At 66.9% G+C, this 18,916-nt stretch carries 22 protein-coding genes and 1 tRNA gene; 17 read left to right on the top strand and 6 right to left on the bottom strand.

Annotated elements, in window-relative coordinates; all coding sequences use genetic code 11:
• Positions 1–25 precede the first annotated feature (25 nt).
• A complete protein-coding gene (gene trpE, locus ACFFGH_RS03115) occupies positions 26–1,504 on the top strand; it encodes an anthranilate synthase component I (RefSeq protein ID WP_386664711.1) in 1,479 nt (492 codons plus the stop codon).
• 38 nt (positions 1,505–1,542) lie between these two features.
• On the opposite strand, the gene ACFFGH_RS03120 is transcribed toward trpE, so the two are convergent.
• Positions 1,543–1,785: a DUF6582 domain-containing protein gene (locus ACFFGH_RS03120; protein WP_386664713.1), complete on the bottom strand. Its 243-nt coding sequence runs from the start codon at positions 1,783–1,785 to the stop codon at positions 1,543–1,545.
• Between the two features lie 176 nt (positions 1,786–1,961).
• On the opposite strand from ACFFGH_RS03120, the gene ACFFGH_RS03125 reads away from it, so the two are divergent.
• The 5 genes from ACFFGH_RS03125 (at position 1,962) to ACFFGH_RS03145 (ending at position 5,562) form a co-directional block, all read left to right on the top strand.
• Positions 1,962–2,540: an anthranilate synthase component II gene (locus ACFFGH_RS03125; protein ID WP_386664715.1), complete on the top strand. Its 579-nt coding sequence runs from the start codon at positions 1,962–1,964 to the stop codon at positions 2,538–2,540.
• Positions 2,541–2,649: 109 nt separating this feature from the next.
• On the top strand, positions 2,650–3,681 hold the full coding sequence (gene trpD / locus ACFFGH_RS03130) for an anthranilate phosphoribosyltransferase (protein ID WP_386664717.1): 1,032 nt from the start codon (positions 2,650–2,652) through the stop codon (positions 3,679–3,681).
• Positions 3,678–4,049, top strand: a complete 372-nt coding sequence (locus ACFFGH_RS03135; protein WP_386664719.1) for an antibiotic biosynthesis monooxygenase family protein — start codon at positions 3,678–3,680, stop codon at positions 4,047–4,049. Before trpD ends, ACFFGH_RS03135 begins: the two co-directional genes overlap by 4 nt.
• Complete coding sequence (gene trpC / locus ACFFGH_RS03140) at positions 4,046–4,837, top strand: indole-3-glycerol phosphate synthase TrpC (protein ID WP_386664721.1); 792 nt, start codon at positions 4,046–4,048, stop codon at positions 4,835–4,837. Before ACFFGH_RS03135 ends, trpC begins: the two co-directional genes overlap by 4 nt.
• Complete coding sequence (locus ACFFGH_RS03145; RefSeq protein WP_386664723.1) at positions 4,834–5,562, top strand: HAD-IB family phosphatase; 729 nt, start codon at positions 4,834–4,836, stop codon at positions 5,560–5,562. The genes trpC and ACFFGH_RS03145 overlap by 4 nt, the downstream gene beginning before the upstream one ends.
• 230 nt (positions 5,563–5,792) lie before the next feature.
• Here ACFFGH_RS03145 and ACFFGH_RS03150 read toward each other — a convergent pair whose 3' ends face one another.
• Entirely contained in the window at positions 5,793–6,248 is a 456-nt protein-coding gene (locus ACFFGH_RS03150) for a GNAT family N-acetyltransferase (RefSeq protein WP_386664725.1), read from the bottom strand.
• Positions 6,249–6,251: 3 nt separating this feature from the next.
• Complete coding sequence (gene crp / locus ACFFGH_RS03155; RefSeq protein WP_386667318.1) at positions 6,252–6,941, bottom strand: cAMP-activated global transcriptional regulator CRP; 690 nt, start codon at positions 6,939–6,941, stop codon at positions 6,252–6,254.
• A gap of 194 nt (positions 6,942–7,135) precedes the next feature.
• On the opposite strand from crp, the gene speD reads away from it, so the two are divergent.
• Positions 7,136–7,930, top strand: coding sequence for an adenosylmethionine decarboxylase (gene speD, locus ACFFGH_RS03160; protein WP_386664727.1), 795 nt, complete (start codon positions 7,136–7,138; stop codon positions 7,928–7,930).
• A 113-nt stretch (positions 7,931–8,043) separates the two neighbouring features.
• On the opposite strand, the gene coq7 is transcribed toward speD, so the two are convergent.
• Positions 8,044–8,685 (bottom strand): 2-polyprenyl-3-methyl-6-methoxy-1,4-benzoquinone monooxygenase, encoded by a 642-nt coding sequence (gene coq7 / locus ACFFGH_RS03165; RefSeq protein WP_386664729.1) that lies wholly within the window; start codon positions 8,683–8,685, stop codon positions 8,044–8,046.
• 39 nt (positions 8,686–8,724) lie between these two features.
• Positions 8,725–9,858 (bottom strand): (Fe-S)-binding protein, encoded by a 1,134-nt coding sequence (locus tag ACFFGH_RS03170; protein WP_386664731.1) that lies wholly within the window; start codon positions 9,856–9,858, stop codon positions 8,725–8,727.
• Positions 9,859–10,018: 160 nt separating this feature from the next.
• On the opposite strand from ACFFGH_RS03170, the gene rplM reads away from it, so the two are divergent.
• The 5 genes from rplM (at position 10,019) to maiA (ending at position 12,889) form a co-directional block, all read left to right on the top strand.
• Positions 10,019–10,447 (top strand): 50S ribosomal protein L13, encoded by a 429-nt coding sequence (gene rplM, locus ACFFGH_RS03175; protein WP_386664733.1) that lies wholly within the window; start codon positions 10,019–10,021, stop codon positions 10,445–10,447.
• A gap of 9 nt (positions 10,448–10,456) precedes the next feature.
• Entirely contained in the window at positions 10,457–10,849 is a 393-nt protein-coding gene (gene rpsI, locus ACFFGH_RS03180; protein WP_189457008.1) for a 30S ribosomal protein S9, read from the top strand.
• Between the two features lie 24 nt (positions 10,850–10,873).
• Positions 10,874–10,948 (top strand) — tRNA-Gln (locus ACFFGH_RS03185).
• Between the two features lie 197 nt (positions 10,949–11,145).
• Positions 11,146–12,132, top strand: coding sequence for a fumarylacetoacetate hydrolase family protein (locus ACFFGH_RS03190; RefSeq protein WP_386664736.1), 987 nt, complete (start codon positions 11,146–11,148; stop codon positions 12,130–12,132).
• Between the two features lie 85 nt (positions 12,133–12,217).
• Positions 12,218–12,889, top strand: coding sequence for a maleylacetoacetate isomerase (gene maiA / locus ACFFGH_RS03195; RefSeq protein WP_386664738.1), 672 nt, complete (start codon positions 12,218–12,220; stop codon positions 12,887–12,889).
• A 72-nt stretch (positions 12,890–12,961) separates the two neighbouring features.
• On the opposite strand, the gene ACFFGH_RS03200 is transcribed toward maiA, so the two are convergent.
• Positions 12,962–14,059: a PilT/PilU family type 4a pilus ATPase gene (locus ACFFGH_RS03200; RefSeq protein ID WP_386664740.1), complete on the bottom strand. Its 1,098-nt coding sequence runs from the start codon at positions 14,057–14,059 to the stop codon at positions 12,962–12,964.
• A gap of 171 nt (positions 14,060–14,230) precedes the next feature.
• Here ACFFGH_RS03200 and ACFFGH_RS03205 point away from each other — a divergent pair, with 171 nt between their 5' ends.
• From ACFFGH_RS03205 to ACFFGH_RS03225, 5 genes are all read left to right on the top strand, one after another.
• Positions 14,231–14,533, top strand: coding sequence for a DUF4398 domain-containing protein (locus ACFFGH_RS03205; RefSeq protein ID WP_386664742.1), 303 nt, complete (start codon positions 14,231–14,233; stop codon positions 14,531–14,533).
• The gene (locus ACFFGH_RS03210; RefSeq protein WP_386664743.1) at positions 14,530–15,459 is read left to right on the top strand and encodes an OmpA family protein; all 930 of its coding nucleotides are present in this window, start codon (positions 14,530–14,532) and stop codon (positions 15,457–15,459) included. The genes ACFFGH_RS03205 and ACFFGH_RS03210 overlap by 4 nt, the downstream gene beginning before the upstream one ends.
• Before the next feature lie 376 nt (positions 15,460–15,835).
• Entirely contained in the window at positions 15,836–16,054 is a 219-nt protein-coding gene (locus ACFFGH_RS03215) for an HP1242/YdcH family protein (RefSeq protein WP_386664745.1), read from the top strand.
• 171 nt (positions 16,055–16,225) lie between these two features.
• Positions 16,226–17,602, top strand: a complete 1,377-nt coding sequence (locus tag ACFFGH_RS03220) for a pyridoxal-phosphate dependent enzyme (RefSeq protein WP_386664747.1) — start codon at positions 16,226–16,228, stop codon at positions 17,600–17,602.
• A 124-nt stretch (positions 17,603–17,726) separates the two neighbouring features.
• A complete protein-coding gene (locus ACFFGH_RS03225) occupies positions 17,727–18,908 on the top strand; it encodes a cystathionine gamma-synthase (RefSeq protein ID WP_386664749.1) in 1,182 nt (393 codons plus the stop codon).
• Positions 18,909–18,916: the final 8 nt, after the last annotated feature.

Raw genomic sequence — 18,916 nt, forward strand, 5'->3', positions numbered from 1 at the left:
TTCCACGCGCTCGCGCCCGGCCCGCATGCACCTCGACGCCGAACAGTTCCGCCGGCTCGCCGACGCCGGCTACACCCGCATCCCGGTCGTGCGCGAGGTGCTCAGCGACCTCGACACCCCGCTGTCGGTCTACCTCAAGCTCGCCGACGGGCCGCACACCTACCTGTTCGAATCGGTCGAGGGCGGCGAGCGCTTCGGGCGCTACTCGATCATCGGCCTGCCGGCGCGCCGCGTGTACGCATTCGCCGGCCATGCGCTGTACGTGACCGACTGCGGCGAGCTGGTCGAATCGCGCGAGGTGGCCGACCCGTTCGCCGAGGTCGAAGCGCTGCGCGCGATGCATTCGGTGCCGAAGGTCGAAGGGCTGCCGGGTTTCACCGGTGGCCTCGTGGGCTGGTTTGGTTTCGAATGCATCCAGTACATCGAACCGCGGCTCGCGCGCGGCGGCAAGCCCGACGAACTCGGCACACCCGACATCCTGCTGATGCTCAGCGAGGAAGTCGCGGTGTTCGACAACCTCAAGGGCCGGCTGTACCTGATCGTGCATGCCGACCCGAGCGAGCCGCAGGCGTTCGCACGCGCGAACCGCCGTCTCGACGAGCTCACCCACCGCCTGCGCCAGGGCGGGCCGGGGTATCCCGAGACGCTCGACCCGGCCGGCCTCGACGAAGGTGACTTCGTATCCGGTTTCACGCGCGAGGGCTTCATCGCCGCGGTCGAGAAATCGAAGGAATACATTCGCGCCGGCGACATCTTCCAGGTGGTGCTGAGCCAGCGGCTGTCGGTGCCGTTCAAGGCGCGCCCGGTCGATGTGTACCGCGCGCTGCGTGCGCTGAACCCGTCGCCGTACATGTACTTCCTCGACGTCGGCGACATGCAGGTCGTCGGCTCATCGCCGGAAATCCTCGTACGCCAGCAGGGCGACGAAATCACCGTGCGCCCGATCGCCGGCACCCGCCCGCGCGGCGATACGCCCGAGCGCGATGCCGCGCTCGAAACGGAGCTGCTCGCCGATCCGAAGGAACGTGCCGAGCACCTGATGCTGATCGACCTGGGCCGCAACGACGTCGGCCGCGTGAGCAAGCCCGGCACGGTCGAGGTCGGCGAGCAATTCGTGATCGAACGCTACAGCCACGTGATGCACATCGTCAGCGAAGTCACCGGCAAGCTGCAGGACGGGCTGAGCTACGCCGACGTGCTGCGCGCGACGTTCCCGGCCGGCACCGTCAGCGGCGCGCCGAAGATCCGCGCGCTCGAGGTGATCCGCGAGCTCGAACCGGTCAAGCGCAACGTCTACGCCGGCAGCATCGGCTACATCGGCTGGCATGGCGATGCCGACACCGCGATCGCGATCCGCACCGCCGTGATCCAGGACGGCCGCCTGCACGTGCAGGCCGGCGCGGGCATCGTCTACGACTCCGACCCACAGGCGGAGTGGGAAGAAACGATGAACAAGGGGCGCGCGCTGTTCCGCGCGGTCGCGCAGGCGGCGAAGGGGCTGTGATCGCGCGGTTGCCCGCGGATACGGGCCCGACGCGGCGTTCAGTCGTTTCCGAGTTCGCGCCAGTCGTCGACGCTGACTTCAACGTCGTGGCGCCGCGCCGCGGCCTTGATGCGTTCCCAGGCTTCGTCGCGCTCCTCGTCGGTCACGCCTTTGACCTGGTTGAAGCGCCCGATCGCACTGCGCACGTGGCCGGCGTCTTCCAGCGGCTCCTTGCGCTGCTTCGGAAACGCGAACTGCTTCCTGTCGAGGTTGTCGCGTTCTTCCGCATCCAGCTCGGCCATTTCGCTGCTCCGTCCGACATTTCGTGCTGTCCGTTATCGCGGCCGGGCCGTGAACGGTCCGTATCAGATCGCGTCTCGCGCCCGACGCCGCGCGCGGTGTTTACGCGTTTGCGGGTGCCCGGACGCGCCGATAGATTTTCCCCTCCCATCACGCCGCCCAGCGGCCGGGTGTCGCCGTGCTTTTGATGATCGACAACTACGACAGCTTCACCTACAACCTCGTGCAGTACCTGCAGGCGCTCGGGGCCGAGGTGAAGGTGGTGCGCAACGACGAGTTGTCGGTCGCGCAGATCGAGCAGCTTGCGCCCGAACGCATCGTGATCTCGCCGGGCCCGTGCACGCCGAACGAGGCAGGTGTCTCGGTCGACGTGCTCAAACACCTCGGCCCGCGCATTCCGGTGCTCGGCGTGTGCCTGGGCCACCAGAGTCTGGGGCAGGCCTATGGCGGCGAAGTGGTGCGCGCGAAAACGATCATGCACGGCAAGACCTCGCCCATCCGGCACGAAGGGCAGGGCGTATTCACCGGTCTGCCCGATGCATTCCAGGCCACGCGCTACCACTCGCTGGTCGTCAGGCGTGAAAGCCTGCCCGACTGCCTCGAAGTGACCGCCTGGACCGACGGCGAGGACGGCTCGTTCGACGAGATCATGGGCTTGCGCCACAAGGAGCATCCGGTCGAAGGCGTGCAGTTCCATCCCGAGTCGATCCTGACCGAGCATGGCCACGCGATGCTGAAGAACTTCCTGGAGCGCTGATCCACGTGGTCACGCGTGCACTGCGGGCAGACGGGGCCCTGGGCCCGGAGCGATGGCGTCGCTGATGCCGTCGTCCGCCTGAGCCCGTCCAATCCGCTTCGAGAATCCCATGCCCATCACCCCGCAAGAAGCGCTGCAGCGCACGATCGAACACCGCGAGATCTTCCACGACGAGATGGTCGAGCTGATGCGCATGATCATGCGCGGCGAGGTCTCGCCGGTCATGACCGCCGCGATCCTCACCGGCCTGCGCGTGAAGAAGGAAACGATCGGCGAAATCGCCGGCGCCGCGACCGTATTGCGCGAGTTCGCGCAGCCGGTGCGCGTGGATGACCGCCGCAACATGGTCGACATCGTCGGCACCGGCGGCGACGGCGCGCACACGTTCAACATCTCGACCGCGTCGATGTTCGTGGTCGCCGCGGCCGGCGCAAAGGTCGCCAAGCACGGCAACCGCAGCGTGTCGTCGAAGTCGGGCAGCGCCGACGTGCTCGAAGCGCTCGGCGCGAAGATCGAGCTCGCGCCCGAGCAGGTCTCCGAGTGCATCTCGCGCTGCGGCATCGGCTTCATGTTCGCGCCGGTGCATCACCCGGCGATGAAGGTCGTCGCGCCGGTGCGGCGCGAGATGGGCGTACGCACGCTGTTCAACATCCTCGGCCCGCTGACCAACCCCGCCGGCGCGCCGAATATCCTCATGGGCGTGTTCCATCCCGACCTCGTCGGCATCCAGGTGCGCGTGCTGCAGCAGCTCGGCGCGCAGCGTGCGCTCGTGGTCTGGGGGCGCGATGGCATGGACGAGCTGTCGCTCGGCGCCGGCTCGCTGGTCGGCGAGCTGCGCGACGGCGTGGTGCGCGAATACGAAGTCCATCCCGAGGACTTCGGCATCGCGATGGCCGCCAGCCGCAACCTGCGGGTCGAGGACGCAGGCGAATCGAAAGCGATGGTCCTGCAGGCACTGTCCGGCAACGACGGCCTGCCGCGCGAGATCGTCGTGCTCAACGCAGGCGCGGCGCTGTACGCGGCCGGCATCGTCGGTTCGATCGCCGAGGGCACGGTTCGCGCACGTGAAACCATCGCCTCCGGCGCTGCTCGCGCGAAGCTCGACGAATTCGTCGCCACCACGCGCGCGCTTTCCGCATGAGCCTGCCTCTGGCCGGAGCACATGGCAGCGCGGGCTTCGCATCGACGCCGCCACCACCGTATTTCGCGGTGATCTTCACTTCGCGGCGTACCGACGTCGACGCCGGCTACGACGAGGCGGCCACGGCGATGGCGCGGCTTGCCGCGGCGCAGCCGGGGTTTCTCGGCGTCGAGTCCGCGCGCGGCAGCGATGGCGTGGGCATCACTGTCTCGTATTGGGCCAGCGAGCAGGCGATCGCGGCGTGGCGTCGCCATGCCGAGCACGTGGCCGTGCGCGAGCAGGGCCGCAGCCAGTGGTACGAGCATTTCGAAGTCCGCATCGCCCGCGTCGAGCGCGCGTACGCCGGCCCGACCCAGGAAAACCGATGAGCGACATTCTCAACACCATCCTTGCGCGCAAGGCCGAAGAGATCGAGCAGCGCAGCCGCGTGCGCTCGCTTGCCGACCTGCGCGCACGCGCCACCAACCTGCCGCCGACGCGGGGCTTCGTCGACGCGATCCGGCGCAAGCGCGACGCTGGCGAATCGGCGGTGATTGCCGAGGTCAAGAAGGCGAGCCCGTCGAAAGGACTGATCCGCAAGGACTTCAAGCCGGCGGAGATCGCGCGCAGCTACGAGGCAGGTGGCGCCGCCTGTCTGTCGGTGCTGACCGACGTCGATTTCTTCCAGGGCAGCAACCTCTACCTCGGAGAGGCGCGCGCCGCGTGTTCGCTGCCGGCGCTGCGCAAGGATTTCACGATCGATCCCTACCAGGTCTACGAAGCTCGCATGATCGGCGCCGATGCGATCCTGCTGATCGTCGCCGCACTCGAGGATGGGCCGATGATCGAAATGGCGAATCTCGCGCACGAGCTCGGCATGGACGTGCTCGTCGAAGTGCATGACATCGACGAGCTCGAGCGTGCCTTGCAGACCGACTGCGAGCTGATCGGCGTGAACAACCGCAACCTGCGCACGTTCGAAGTCTCGCTCGATACCACGATCGCGCTGCGCGAGGCGGTGCCGCCCGACCGTACGCTGGTCACCGAAAGCGGCATCGCGACCCCGGCGGACGTCGCGCGGATGCGCGCCGCAGGCATCAACACGTTCCTGGTTGGTGAAAGCTTCATGCGCGAGCCCGATCCGGGCGCGGCCCTGAAGCGGATGTTCGCAAAATGAGCGTCGCCGGCACGCGCTACCCCGCCGCACGCGCCGAGGCGCCGCTGGTCGTGTTCGATTTCGACCACACGCTGTACGACGGCGACTCCGGTGGCGATCTGTTCGCCTGGCTCGTGCGTCGTACTTGGTGGCGCACGGCGCTGGCGCTGCTGATCGCGCCGATCGCCGCGCCGATGATCGCGTTCCTGCCGACCCGGCGCCGTGGCATCGGTGCATTCGTCTGGGCCGGTACGGTGGGTTTCCATCGTCGCCGCGATCTCGATGAGCTGATCGACCGCTACGTGCTGCTGCACGACGCGCAGATCCGCGAACGCCTGCTGCCGGTCGCGCTCGACGTGCTGCACCGCCACCGCGAGGCCGGCGACCGCGTCGTGATCGCGACCGGCGCGCCGCCCGAACTTGCGCGCGCGATCCTTACGTTCGTCGCGCACGAGGACGTGCCGGTGGTTGGGACGAAGGTCGGGCCGCGCCTGTTCGGCGTGATGGCCACGCGCCACTGCCACCACGAGATGAAGATGACGATGCTGCGCGAAGCCGGGTTCACCGGCGACGTGGCCATCGCCTACTCCGACAGCAGTGCTGACATGCCGCTGCTGAAAACCGCGAAGCGGCCGGTGGTCGTCAACCCCAAGCCTGACAAGGTCGATACGTTCAGGCGCGAGCTGCCGCCGGGGACGCCAATCCTGAACTGGGGAATTCCAAGCCGGGGCGGGGAGCCGGGCTGATCGCGGCAACCGGATCGGCGTCCGGCGGCGCGGCGCGGCGAGACCTGCCGGCGCCGCGCTCAGCGGAGCGCGACGCGTACCGACGCGGCAGTGGTGCCACGGGCAGGGCGTAAGGCAGGCAGCGAGTCTAAGCGGCCGACCGGGTGAGGTGGACCGGCCCGGATCGGCGCGCAGGAGGCGGCTCCGGCCGCCCCGTGGGAGGTTTGTCTGCGTCAGTCGCGTCAGTCGCGTCAGTCGCCGAGCAGCTTGACGAAGCGCAGCGAGCCTTCGCTGTAGCCACAGCCACGATAGAACGCATGCGCGCCCTGCCGCTGCGGGCCGCTGGTGACCTCGATCCGCGACACGCCCGCCTGCCGCGAAAGCACCTCGACCTCGCGAAGCAGCCGTCGGCCGATGCCCTCGCGCTGGCAGTCGTCGCCGACGATCAGCGCGGTGATGCGCGCCAGGTCGGCGCCGTGCGCGACCGAATAGACCATGTTCAGCGAGATCAGTCCGCACGCGTGACCGTCGCGCTCGGCGATCAGCAGGTGCTGACGCGGATCGCCGAGCACGGTCACGATGCGATCGGCGGCCTCGTCGCGGTTGCACGGATAGCCGAGCTGATCGAGCAGGCGCGCGACGTCGCTCGCGTCGCCGATCTTCGCCGAGCGGACCACGGTCGGATCGGGAGACTCGTTCGACGCCATCGCTCAGCGGGTCCCGAACAGCACGACGGTCTTGCCGCGCGCGTGCAGCTTGCCGTCCGCCTGCAGCTTCTTGAGCACGCGGCCGGCCATTTCGCGCGAGCAGCCCACCAGGCGCGACAGTTCCTGCCGCGAGACGCGCAGCTGGGTGCCCTGCGGGTGGCTCATCGCCTCGGGCTCCTTCGCCAGGTCGTGCAGCGTGCGCACGATGCGGTCGGTGACGTCGAGGAACGCCAGGCGGCCCGCCTTGCGGCTGGTATCGAGCAGGCGGCGCGAGATCTGCGACGCAATCGCGTAGAGCAGCTTCGGCGCATCCGCGGCCAGCCGGGTCAGCAGCAGGTCGTAGAAGCGCTCGTGGCCGATTTCGGCCAGCTCGCAGGCGCTGCGCGTGCGCAGGATCACCTCGCGGTGCTCGTTGTCGATGAACAGGCCGAGCTCGCCGACGAATTCACCGGCGCCGAAGTACCCGAGCACCAGCTCGCGGCCGTCTTCTTCCTCGGTGATGATGCTGACCGAGCCGGAAATCACGTAGTACAGCGTGCTCGCCGGGTCACCGGGCCGGAACACGTCGGTGCGCGACGGGTACCTGCGGCGGTGGCAGTGGGCGAGGAAACGTTCGATCACGGCGGCATCGGGCAACAGCGGGCTGCTGGAGCGTCGTGCGGGCGTGAGATGGGCGACCGACTCGACTGGCATGTATATAGGCCCTTGGCTGACTGTGATCGAGCTTAAGCGCGAAGCGTGAGCTTGGGCAAATATCGCACCATCGGCGTTTTCGGGATCATCACGCGTCATGGCCGCTTTTCGCCGCGTTCAGCGCCCGCATTACGCAGGGCGGAGCGATTGGCGCATAATCTACTGTTCCTATCGCGTCTCCGGAATCGCCGCCCGTGGTCAAGCCGCTGCCACGCCTGAGGTTGCAGGGTTTCAACAACCTCACCAAGGCTCTGTCGTTCAATATTTACGATGTCAGCTTCGCCGCGTCCGAAGAGGAGCGCCAGCGCTACATCGAGTACATCGACGAGGAATACAACGCCGATCGGCTCACCCAGATCCTGACGGACGTGGCCGACATCATCGGCGCGAATATCCTCAACATCGCGCGGCAGGACTACGACCCGCAGGGCGCGTCGGTGACGATCCTGATCTCCGAGGAGCCGGTGATCGACAAGCGAGATGCCGGCAAGGAGATCATCTCCGACGCGGTCGTCGCGCACATGGACAAGTCGCACATCACGGTGCACACGTATCCGGAAACCCATCCGGACAACGGCATCGCGACGTTCCGCGCGGACATCGACGTGGCAACCTGCGGCGTGATTTCGCCGCTGAAGGCGCTGAACTACCTGATCGAAAGCCTCGAGTCCGACATCGTCGTCATGGACTACCGGGTGCGCGGCTTCACGCGCGACGTCAAGGGTCGCAAGCACTACATCGACCACAAGATCAACTCGATCCAGGACTACCTGGCAAAGAACATCAAGAACCGCTACGAGATGCTCGACGTCAACGTCTATCAGGAAAACATCTTCCACACGAAGATGCATCTGAAGGAGTTCGACCTCGACAACTACCTGTTCGAGGAAAAGGCGCGCAACCTGTCATTCAAGGACCGGATGAAGATCGAGGCGCGCCTCAAGCGCGAGATCGAGGAGCTCTACCACGGCCGCAACCTCGTGGATTGAGCCCAACGCTTGGATCGCTCGAAAAAGGCCCGCCAAAGCGGGCCTTTTTTGTGTAGGCAGGCGCGGTGAGCCGTGGCGGCAGCCGGCAGCGAGCCGGGGCGCGCCAGCGCCGGTTACACGCGGTAGGCGACCGTCTTCATGATGCGCGACGCGAGTGCCATGACCGACGGAATCGGCGGCGGCAGCATGCGGGCGCCGGCGTGCTCGGCCTGGTCGGCATGGCGCGCCTCGTCGGCTTTCATGACCCCAAGGATTGCCCGGCTGCGCAGGTCGGCCGGGGGCAGTGACTGCAGGTGCTCGTCGATGTGCGCCTCGACCTGCCGCTCGGTCTCGACCACGAATCCGAGGTTCCAGCCGTCGCCGCGCAGCCCGGCCAGAGCGCCGATCGCGTAGCTGCCCGCATACCAGACTGGGTTCAGCAGGCTTGGTCGGCTGTCGAGTTCGCGCAGTCGCTGCTCGCACCATGCGAGGTGGTCGGTTTCCTCCTGCGCCGCGGCGAGCAGGTGCTCGCGCGTGCGCACATCGCGCGCGACCGCGGCCTGGCCGCAATAGAGCGCCTGCGCGCAGACCTCGCCGACATGGTTGATGCGCATGAGCCCCGCCGCGTGGCGCCGGTCGTGTTCCTCGAGCGTGAGGTCTGCCGCCTCCAGTGACGGGTTCGGGCGTTGCGAGGCCGGCCGCGCGAAAACGGTTTCCAGCGCGCGCTGGGCATCGGCGAGCACGCGGTCGACGGGGGTCAGGGAGCGGGGTCTCATGCGGGGCAGTCTACGGCGTCGCCATGACGCGGTCGTCGATCAGTGCGCGAGGGCGCTGGCCAGCAGTTCGAGCGGGTGCTCCACCGGCACCGTCGAGGCGCCAGCTAAGTGGAGCCGGCACCCGATGTTCGCGCTGAGCAAACGCGTGGCCCCGCTCGCATGCAGCTGGTCGATCAACGGCTCGCGGTAGCTTGCTGCCCGCTCCGGCCCGGTGATCATCTGCAGGCCGGCTGCGCCGCAACAGCCGTACCCGGCGTCGAGCTCGACCACTTCCAGCCCCGGCACCTGCGCCAGCAGCCGACGAAGCGCAGGCACCGAGCGCACGACATTGCGCTGCGTGCACGGCAGGTGCAGGGCCACGCGTTCGCGCCGCTCGCGGAACCGGAGTCGGTGCGATTGCGTCGCCAGATAGTCGAGTGCATCGACGACCGTCTGGTGTCCAGTAAGCGCATGCCGCACCGAGTCGTGGCATCCGGTCGCAAGCGTGAGCACCGTGCTGGCGCGCGCGAACGCGGCGCGGTTGGCCGATCCCATCGTCTCGGCGGCGGCCCGGTCGCCGGCATGGGCGTGCAGCGCGCCACAGCAGTGCTGGCCTGCAGGGATGACGAGCGATACCCCGATTGCCGCGCACAGGCGCTGCAACGCGTCGCGTGCGGGCGGCTCGTAGCTGTTCGCGACGCAGCCGACGAATACGGCAACGGTCTCGTCTGATGGGGGCGCTGGCAAGGTGGTCGACGGCGCCGGCGGGCGCGGCAACCGGCGCATGCGGGCTGGGAGGGCGGCGAACAATCGGCGATAGGTTGCAAGCCCAGCGCTGAGCAGGCGCGGGTGTCGCCCCACTGCCTCAATTACTCGCTGCCGGACCGGTGGTGGCCGGCGCAACCGCTGACTGACGCGTGCCTCGACCAGCAGCGCGCCGAACTCCACGCCTGCCGGACACACGGATTCGCAGCTGCGGCAGCCCAGACAGTGGTCCAGGTGCACGTCGCCTGCCGGCGTCGGATCGACTGTATCCAGGGCCCAGGCGCGCGCGAGTGCGATGCGGCCGCGCGGGGATTCGGATTCCAGCCCATCGTGCCGGTAGGTCGGGCAGGCAGGCAGGCACAGGCCGCATTGCACGCAGCGGTCAGCCAGGGCGACCAACGGGTCGACAGACGTCACGGGCTCGGGCATCGGTTTCGATGCTATCACGCGGGTTCACAGCGCTTGCACAACGTTACCGCCGCCGCTATGATCCCGCCTCTTTCGTTCCGCTCCACAACGCGAGGCGAGGTTCCGCAGGCGTCCTGCCTGGATGGAACTAGCCCGACCAGGTACCCCTACCAGACACGTCATGAAGACTTTTAACGCCAAGAACGAGACCGTCCAGCGTGACTGGTACGTGGTCGATGCCGAAGGCAAGACCCTCGGCCGCCTGTGCACTGAACTCGCGCGTCGCCTGCGCGGCAAGCACAAGCCCGTCTATACCCCGCACGTCGATACCGGCGATTACCTCGTGGTAATCAACGCCGAGAAGATCGTCGTCACCGGCAACAAGCTGCAGGACAAGATGTACTACCGGTTCACCGGTTACATCGGCAACCTGAAGTCCGAGACCCTCGGTCAGGCGCTCGAGCGCCACCCGGAGCGCGTCATCGAGATCGGCGTCAAGGGCATGCTGCCGAAGAATCCGCTCGGCCGCGCGATGTACCGCAAGCTCAAGGTCTACAAGGGCTCCGAGCATCCGCACGCCGCCCAGCAGCCGCAGCCGCTCGAATTCTAAGGTCACGATATGGCACTCCAGCAGAACTACGGCACCGGCCGCCGCAAGTCCTCGACCGCTCGCGTTTTCCTGCGCAAGGGTTCGGGCAACATCACCATCAACCAGCGCCCGATCGACGAGTTCTTCGGTCGCGAGACCGCGCGCATGATCGTGCGCCAGCCGCTCGAGCTGACGCAGTCGACCGACAAGTTCGACGTCGTCGTGACGGTAGCCGGCGGCGGCATCACCGGCCAGGCCGGCGCGATCCGCCTCGGTATCTCGCGCGCGCTCGTCGAGTACGACGAGACGCTGAAGAACGAACTGCGCAAGGCCGGGTTCATGACTCGCGATGCGCGTGAAGTCGAGCGTAAGAAGGTCGGTCTGCACAAGGCCCGCCGCGCTACGCAGTTCTCGAAGCGCTAATTTTTGCGCTAAGATTTGTTCCATAGCCCCGTCGCCAAGCGGTAAGGCACCTGACTCTGACTCAGGCATTCGGTGGTTCGAATCCATCCGGGGCTGCCAGATCCGCGGAACTCCGGTTCCGATAAAAAAACCCGCCGAAAGGCGGGTTTTTTGTTGTCCGGTCGGACTGATTCGCAGGGCCGGCCACCTCCGCCAGCGTCGCGCAGCTGCGCTGCGGCCGACCAATACGGCCATCAACGGGCGAAGCCGTTACAATTGAAACCATTCCGCCGTCAGGCGTCCGGATGCGAGGTCCCATGAAGCTTGGTTCACTCAAGGAAGGCGGCCGCGACGGCACGCTCATCGTTGTTTCGCGCGATCTGCGCCGCGCGGTTCGCGCCACCGGCATCGCCGAAACGATGCAGCGCGCGCTCGAGGACTGGTCCAATGCCGCGCCGCGCCTGAACGCACTGTCCGACGCACTGAACAGCGGCGATGCGGCCGATGCGTTCGACCTCGACGTTGCAGCGCTCGCCGCTCCGTTGCCGCGCGCCTACGAGTTCGTCGACGGCAGCGCCTATCTGCCGCACGTCGAGCGCGTCCGCCGCGCGCGCGGTGCCCAGGTGCCCGAGAGCTTCTATTCCGACCCGCTGATGTACCAGGCTGTCAGTGCGGGTTTCTATGGGCCGCGTGATCCGGTGCGCGTAACCAGCGAGGACTTCGGTATCGACCTCGAGGCCGAGATCGTCGTGATTACCGACGACGTGCCGATGGCGGTGTCCCCGGAGCAGGCGGCGGGCCACATCCAGCTTGTGGGCCTGATCAACGACGTCAGCCTGCGCAACCTGATCCCGAACGAGCTCGGCAAGGGCTTCGGCTTTCTGCAGTCCAAGCCGCGATCGGCACTGAGCCCGGTGTTCGTGACGCCGGATGAACTCGGTGACGCATGGCGCGACGAGAAGCTGCACCTGCCACTGGTGACGCACATCAACGGGGAGTGGTTCGGCGCGCCCGAGGCCGGGGTCGATATGCAATTCAGCTTCGCGCAGCTCGTCGCGCATGCCGCGAAGACGCGTCCGCTGTCGGCCGGCACGATCGTCGGTTCGGGCACCGTGGCGAACGAGGACACCTCGCTCGGTGCGTCGTGCTTCGCCGAAAAGCGCACCGTGGAAACGCTTGAGCACGGGGCCCCGCGCACGCCGTTCATGAGCTTCGGAGACGTGGTCCGGATCGAAATGTTCGACCGCGACGGCCACAGCATCTTCGGCGCGATCGAGCAGCGCATCGAGCCGGCGGCAGCCTGACGCGATCGCACCGCAACCGCCAAAGCCGGTGTGGCGATCGGCCGATGGCCGGGCTAAGGTGTCTGGCGCAACCGGGAATGATGGCGTGAGCGAGCAACTGCGGCTGTATTCGTACTGGCGGTCGAGCGCGGCGTACCGTGTGCGGATCGGCCTGAACCTCAAAGGCCTGCGCTACGAAACCGCGCCGGTGCACCTGGTGCGGGACGGCGGCGAGCAGCACTCGCCGCAGTTCCGCGAGACGAGCCCGCAGGGCCTCGTGCCGGTGCTGCAGCACGGCAACCGCATGATCCGCCAGTCGATGGCGATCCTCGAATACCTCGACGAGACCTGGCCGGACGCGCCGCTGCTGCCGACCGTGAGCCGCGACCGCGCACGCGTACGTGCGCTGGCGCAGATCGTCGGCTGCGACATCCATCCGCTCAATAACCTGCGGGTGCTGCAGTACTTCGAAAACACCTGGGGCGTGCCGCAGGCCGAGCGTGACGAATGGGTGCGCCACTGGATCGACCAGGGCTTTGCTCCGCTGGAAGAGATGCTCGCGGGGCACGTGTCGACCGGCGAGTTCTGCGAAGGCGACGTGCCGACAATCGCGGACTGCTGCCTGGTTCCGCAGGTCTACAACGCGCGCCGCTTCGGGCTGGACCTTACGCGTTATCCGACGATCGCCCGCATCGAGGCTGCATGTCTCGCGCTGCCGGCGTTCGATGCCGCCCGGCCGGAACGCCAGCCGGACTGCCCGCAGGCCGCAGCGTCCTGACAGGGGAGCTGCGGTGCGCCACCGGGCTGTCCGTTGACCGCCCCGGCCCGCGCAGATCCGGCTTTCGTAGCGCTAGAACACGTCCGCGTACGGGTCGTGTTCGCCGACCGTGCCTTCCGACAAACGGAACTTCAGCGCCAGCCCTTCGCGCGAATCGGCCGCGCGCAGCGCTTCTTCCTGCGAAATCCGGCCTTCCTTGTGCAGCCGGTACAGGCACTGGTCGAACGTCTCCATGCCGGCCTCGAGCGATCCTTCCATGGCCTGCTTGATCTCATGGATCTGGCCGCGGCGCATCAGGTCCCGAACGTGCGGCGTATTGATCAGCACTTCGGTCGCTGGCAGGCGGCGGCCGTCCACGCCGACCACAAGGCGCTGCGAAATCACCGCGCGCAGGTTCAGCGCGAGGTTCATCAGCACGTTCTTGTGCGCCGATTCATGGAAGAAATTCAGAATGCGCTCGAGCGTCTGGTCGGCATTGTTCGAGTGCAGCGTCGCCAGGCACAGGTGGCCGGTTTCGGCGAATGCGATCGCGGCCTCCATCGTCGTCGAGTCCAGGATCTCGCCGATCAGGATCACGTCCGGCGCTTCGCGCATCGCGTTCTTGAGCGCGTTGTGGAACGCGTGCGTGTCCAGCCCGACTTCACGCTGGTTGACGATCGACTGCTTGTGTTTGTGCAGGAACTCGATCGGATCCTCGATCGTGAGGATGTGACCGGCCGCGTTCGAGTTGCGGTGGTCGATCATCGACGCGAGCGAGGTGGATTTGCCCGAGCCGGTGCTGCCGACGATCAGCACCAGTCCCCGCGGGGACATGATGATCTCCTTGAGCACCTGCGGTAGCTGCAGGTCCTCGATCGTCGGAATCACGCTCTTGATCGCGCGGATGACCATGCCCACTTCGCCGCGCTGCTTGAACACGTTGACGCGGAAGCGGCCGGCGTCCGGAAGCGAGTAGGCCATGTTGAGCTCGAGTTCACGCTCGAACTCGGGCACCTGGCCTTCGTCCATCAGTGAGTACGCGATCTTCTTGACCATTCCCGGTGGCAGGCCGGTGTTGCCGAGCGGCTGTAGCTTGCCTTCGACTTTCACGTACACCGGCGCGCCGGTCGTCAGGAACATGTCCGACGCGTTCTTTTCCATCATCAGCTTCAGAAAATAGCCGATGTCCATGTGCGCACCTCGATTTTCCGCGGGCGTTGCATACACCGCGAAGGCATGACGACAATGGCCGCGCCAATCCCCCAAATCCAGGCACGGCACACGATGAGCCCAAGCTTCGCATACTTCACCAGACCGCTAGCGTGCCTCGCGTTCGCTTTTACGATTGCCGCGTGCGCGTCCATGCCGCCTCCCACCGGTGAACTTTCAGCGGCGCAACAGGCAGTCACGCGCGCCGATGGCGCCGATGCCGACCAGTACGCCTCGCAGGAAATCGCGCTTGCTCGCAGCGAGCTTGCCCAGGCGCAGGCAGCGCTGGGCGAGGGGCGCGAAGACGAGGCCCGTCGTCTCGCGCTTGCCGCAGCCGTCGATGCCGATCTGGCCTATGCCCGCAGCCGCGAAGCGCTCGCCACCGCCGAGCTGCAGCAGCGGCGTGCGGAAGTCACGGAATTGCGTAACCGGCTGCAGTCGGGAGACCGCCCATGAAGCGCGCCACTTTGATTCTGCTGCTGGCGGCCTCGTTACCGCTGTACGCCCAGGAAGCCGACGTTGCCGCGTTCTCGCAGCGCATCGCCGCGCTCGAAGCCGATCCGCAGGCCTCGTCGCTGGCAGCCTACGAACGGCTGCAGGCGCGGCAGGCGATCGAGGCGCTGGCCCAGGCCCGCAGTCGCGATCGCGGTGCCGCGCGGTATGTTGCCGAGCGGCGCGTCCAGATTGCCGAGATTGCCAGCCGCACCGCCGCGATGCAGCGTGAAGTCGACCGGCTCGATCGCGAACGTGCCGAGCTGCTGGTCGAGGCGAGCCGGCAGGATGCGGCACGTGCACGTGCCGAGGCCGAGCGCCTGCGGATTCAGGCCCAGATCCAGGCCGAGGAGGCGGAGCGGCTGCGCCAGCAGGCGGCCGCCGACGCGCTGGCGACGCAGCAGGTTACAGCCGTGCTCGAAGGCGTGACTGACGCCCAGACCGCCAAGCTCAACGCCGCGCGCGAGAAGCAGGCAGCACTCGCGCGTGAGGAGGCCGAACTCGTCGCAGGCGCGAAGCTGCCTTCGTCCAGCCGCGCTGATGGCAGCGAAACGTTCACGCTTGCTGGCGACGCGTTCGCTTCGGGGCAGGCGACCCTGACGTCGGCCGCGGCCGGCCAGGTCCGCGCACTGGCCGCGCTGTTGGACGCCATGCCGGCGGCGAGCGTAACGATCGAGGGCCATACGGATAGTCAGGGCGCATCAGACGCCAACCTCAAGCTCTCCCAGCGTCGCGCCGACGCAGTGCGGGACACGCTGGTCCGTGAAGGCGTACCGGCCCGTCTGGTGCGGGCGATCGGGCGCGGCGCGGCCGAGCCGGTGGCGGACAACGCCAGCGCCGCCGGACGCGCCCGCAACCGGCGCGTCGAGATCCTGGTTTCATATAAATAACCTTTTCTAGACAAGGGCTTACGAGCGCACCGCCACGCGCGGTGCCGCCTCCACCGCCGCGCTGAACCGTCGGTCGGACGTCGGTTGCAATATCGGACAGCAGCGCTTGTCGGGCTCGAGCGGCAGGAGTAGGGTCGGAGCTGCCAGGTGGTTTCCGCCGCCTGGTGGAGAGCCAGGCCGATGATGCGTACGTCCCGTTCCGACGGGCTCAGCCCGCAGGATGCCGCCGCCGGACACCCCGGTGCTCCGGCAGTTACGTCTGGCCAACCCGACCCGATCACGAACGCCCCGGCCGCAAGGTCGGGGCGTTTGCGCATCCGGGCCCTCCGTGACCGGCCGCGTGCCGGACAGTCAGCACTTACCGAAGGAGGCTTGCATGTTCGAAGAACAGCCGCAGCAGGAGCTCGACTCGCTCTTGAAGAGCAACCCGGAATTCAAGCAGCTCTACCAGCGCCATCGCGACCTCGATAAAAAGGTCATGGATGCCGAACTCGGCGTCCTGCCGATCGACGACATCAGCCTGATGCAGATGAAGCGCCAGAAGCTCGCGGTCAAGGACCGTCTCGCGCGAATGTACGAAGCCCGGCTGCAATGACGCACTGACGCCGCGCCGTGCAAGCGGGCAGGCTCAGGGGAGCGCCGGCCCGCTCGCTTGCCTGGCAGGCAACCTCGCCTTCTGTGCAGAGTCATTTCGCCGGAAATCGCGGCACCGTCGGTTAAGATCGCGCGGTCCGCCGCGCCAGGCGCGGCCTGTGAAGTGCACCGCATGCCCATCCATTCTTCCGTGCTCGAACTCATCGGGCGCACCCCGATCGTCAAGGCCCGCCAGCTCGATGCCGGCCCTTGCGAGCTGTATTTCAAGCTCGAATCCCAGAATCCGGGCGGCTCGATCAAAGACCGCATCGGCCTGAAAATGATCGAGGCTGCGGAAGCGCGCGGCGACATCAAGCCCGGTGACACGCTCGTCGAGGGCACTGCCGGCAACACCGGTATCGGCCTTGCGCTGGTCGCGCAGCAGAAGGGCTACAAGCTCATCCTCGTCGTGCCCGACAAGATGAGCCGCGAGAAGATCTTCAACCTCAAGGCGATGGGCGCGCACGTCGTGCTGACGCGCTCGGACGTGGCAAAGGGCCATCCGGATTACTACCAGGACATGGCGGAGCGCCTCGCGCGCGAAACGCCGGGCGCCTACTTCATCAATCAGTTCGGCAACGCCGACAACCCGGCCGCGCACGAACACGGCACCGGCCCCGAGATCCTCGAGCAGATGGCCGAAGTCGGCGGTGTCGACGCGGTCGTGTTCGGCTGCGGCAGCTCGGGCACGATGACCGGCCTGTCGCGTTGCTTCGCTGAGCGATCGCCACACACCGAGCTCGTGCTGGCCGACCCGGTGGGCTCGATTCTCGAGGAATACATCAATCGCGGCACGCTGTCGGACAAGTCCGCGAGCTGGATGGTCGAAGGCATCGGCGAGGACTTCCTGCCCCCGATCTCGGATTTCACCCGCGTCAAAAAGGCTTACGCGGTCAGCGACAAGGAGAGCTTCCTGACCGCGCGCGAGCTGCTGGAGAAGGAAGGCATCCTCGGCGGCTCCTCGACCGGCACGATCCTCGCTGCGGCGCTGCGTTACTGCCGCGAACAGACCACGCCAAAAAAGGTACTCGTGTTCGTCTGCGACACCGGCAACAAGTACCTGTCGAAGATGTACAACGATTACTGGATGCTCGATAACGGCTTCCTCGAGCGCCAGCCGTCGGGCGACCTGCGCGACTTGATTTTGCGCCCGTACTCCAAGCGCGACACCGTCGTCGTCGGCCCGAACGATCTGCTGATGACGGCCTACCAGCGTATGAAGCTCTACGACGTCAGTCAGTTGCCGGTGATGGAAGGCGACCAGCTGATCGGCATCGTCGACGAGTCCGACGTGTTGCTGCACGTCTATGGCGATGAAGCCCGCTTCCGAGATCCGGTCTCGACCGCGATGGTCAGCAAGCTCGACAAGGTCGACGTGGCTTCGCCGGTCGAGGCCCTGCTGCCGGTGTTCGATCGAGGCCACGTCGCGATCGTCACCGAGGGCGATCGCTTCCTCGGCCTGATCACGCGTATCGACCTGCTGAACTATCTGCGGCGGCGCGTGCAGTAGCCGCTCGGGTGTGACGCTGAACAGGACGTGCCGTCCTGTTCAGCTTTACCCCGAAGCCTTCGTGGGTCGGGCCTAGGGGCGCGGTGCTAGAATCCGCGGCCGCGTTTGCGGCAAGGACTGGATCATGACGACTCACGACGACTCCGCTTCGGCGCGCAAGCACGCGCTCGGCACGCTGGCGATCCACGCCGGCCAGTCTCCGGACCCCAGCACCGGCGCAGTGATGACGCCGATCTACGCGACCAGCACCTATGTGCAGTCCAGCCCCGGCGAGCACCAGGGCTTCGAGTACTCGCGCAGCCACAACCCCACGCGCTTCGCGTACGAGCGCTGTGTCGCCGCGCTTGAAGGCGGCAGCCGTGGCTTCGCATTCGCGTCCGGCCTTGCTGCGACCTCGACGATCCTTGAGCTGCTTGATGCCGGCAGCCACGTCATCGCGATGGACGACGTCTACGGAGGCACCTACCGCCTGTTCGAACGCGTCCGTCGTCGCAGCGCAGGGCTCGACTTCAGCTGGATCGACCTGACCGACCCGGCGAGGTTCGAAGCCGCGATCCGACCTGAAACTCGCATGGTCTGGATCGAGACTCCGACCAATCCGCTTCTCAAGCTCGTCGACATCGAGCAGATCGCCGCAATCGCGCGCAAGCGCGGGCTGATCGTCGTCGTCGACAACACGTTCTGCTCGCCGATCCTGCAGCGCCCGCTCGAACTCGGCGCGCACATCGTCATGCATTCGGCGACCAAGTACCTCAACGGTCATTCCGACATCGTCGGTGGCATGGCCGTGGTCGGCGACGATGCCGAGCTCGCCGAGAAGATGGCATTCCTGCAGAACGCCGTCGGCGGCGTGCAGGGACCGTTCGACAGTTTCCTCGCGTTGCGCGGCTTGAAGACGCTGCACCTGCGCATGAAAGCCCATTGCGAGAACGCGCAGGCGCTCGCCGAATGGCTCGAAACGCACCCGGCCATCGAGCGCGTGGTCTACCCGGGCCTGAAGTCCCATCCGCAGCATGAACTCGCCAAGCGGCAGATGGATGGCTTCGGCGGGATGGTCACGATTTTCGTCAAGGGTGGGCTGGACGCTGCGAAGCGCTTCTGTGAGCGCACCGAGCTGTTCGCGCTGGCCGAATCGCTTGGCGGCGTCGAAAGCCTCGTCAACCACCCGGCGATCATGACCCACGCGTCGGTGCCGCCGGAGCGGCGCGCACAGCTGGGGCTGTTCGACAACCTCGTGCGATTGAGCGTCGGCGTGGAGGACGTGGCCGACCTGCAGGACGACCTTGCCACCGCGCTCGGTTCGTGAAGGCACCG

Source organism: Lysobacter korlensis (assembly GCF_042434515.1).

Coding starts and splice junctions, on each gene's coding strand:
- trpE (WP_386664711.1), top strand. CDS start 26: ATGCACCTCGACGCCGAACAGTTCCGCCGGCTCGCCGACGCCGGCTAC.
- ACFFGH_RS03120 (WP_386664713.1), bottom strand. CDS start 1,785: ATGGCCGAGCTGGATGCGGAAGAACGCGACAACCTCGACAGGAAGCAG.
- trpD (WP_386664717.1), top strand. CDS start 2,650: ATGCCCATCACCCCGCAAGAAGCGCTGCAGCGCACGATCGAACACCGC.
- ACFFGH_RS03135 (WP_386664719.1), top strand. CDS start 3,678: ATGAGCCTGCCTCTGGCCGGAGCACATGGCAGCGCGGGCTTCGCATCG.
- trpC (WP_386664721.1), top strand. CDS start 4,046: ATGAGCGACATTCTCAACACCATCCTTGCGCGCAAGGCCGAAGAGATC.
- ACFFGH_RS03145 (WP_386664723.1), top strand. CDS start 4,834: ATGAGCGTCGCCGGCACGCGCTACCCCGCCGCACGCGCCGAGGCGCCG.
- ACFFGH_RS03150 (WP_386664725.1), bottom strand. CDS start 6,248: ATGGCGTCGAACGAGTCTCCCGATCCGACCGTGGTCCGCTCGGCGAAG.
- crp (WP_386667318.1), bottom strand. CDS start 6,941: ATGCCAGTCGAGTCGGTCGCCCATCTCACGCCCGCACGACGCTCCAGC.
- coq7 (WP_386664729.1), bottom strand. CDS start 8,685: ATGAGACCCCGCTCCCTGACCCCCGTCGACCGCGTGCTCGCCGATGCC.
- ACFFGH_RS03170 (WP_386664731.1), bottom strand. CDS start 9,858: ATGCCCGAGCCCGTGACGTCTGTCGACCCGTTGGTCGCCCTGGCTGAC.
- rplM (WP_386664733.1), top strand. CDS start 10,019: ATGAAGACTTTTAACGCCAAGAACGAGACCGTCCAGCGTGACTGGTAC.
- rpsI (WP_189457008.1), top strand. CDS start 10,457: ATGGCACTCCAGCAGAACTACGGCACCGGCCGCCGCAAGTCCTCGACC.
- ACFFGH_RS03190 (WP_386664736.1), top strand. CDS start 11,146: ATGAAGCTTGGTTCACTCAAGGAAGGCGGCCGCGACGGCACGCTCATC.
- ACFFGH_RS03200 (WP_386664740.1), bottom strand. CDS start 14,059: ATGGACATCGGCTATTTTCTGAAGCTGATGATGGAAAAGAACGCGTCG.
- ACFFGH_RS03205 (WP_386664742.1), top strand. CDS start 14,231: ATGCCGCCTCCCACCGGTGAACTTTCAGCGGCGCAACAGGCAGTCACG.
- ACFFGH_RS03210 (WP_386664743.1), top strand. CDS start 14,530: ATGAAGCGCGCCACTTTGATTCTGCTGCTGGCGGCCTCGTTACCGCTG.
- ACFFGH_RS03215 (WP_386664745.1), top strand. CDS start 15,836: ATGTTCGAAGAACAGCCGCAGCAGGAGCTCGACTCGCTCTTGAAGAGC.
- ACFFGH_RS03220 (WP_386664747.1), top strand. CDS start 16,226: ATGCCCATCCATTCTTCCGTGCTCGAACTCATCGGGCGCACCCCGATC.
- ACFFGH_RS03225 (WP_386664749.1), top strand. CDS start 17,727: ATGACGACTCACGACGACTCCGCTTCGGCGCGCAAGCACGCGCTCGGC.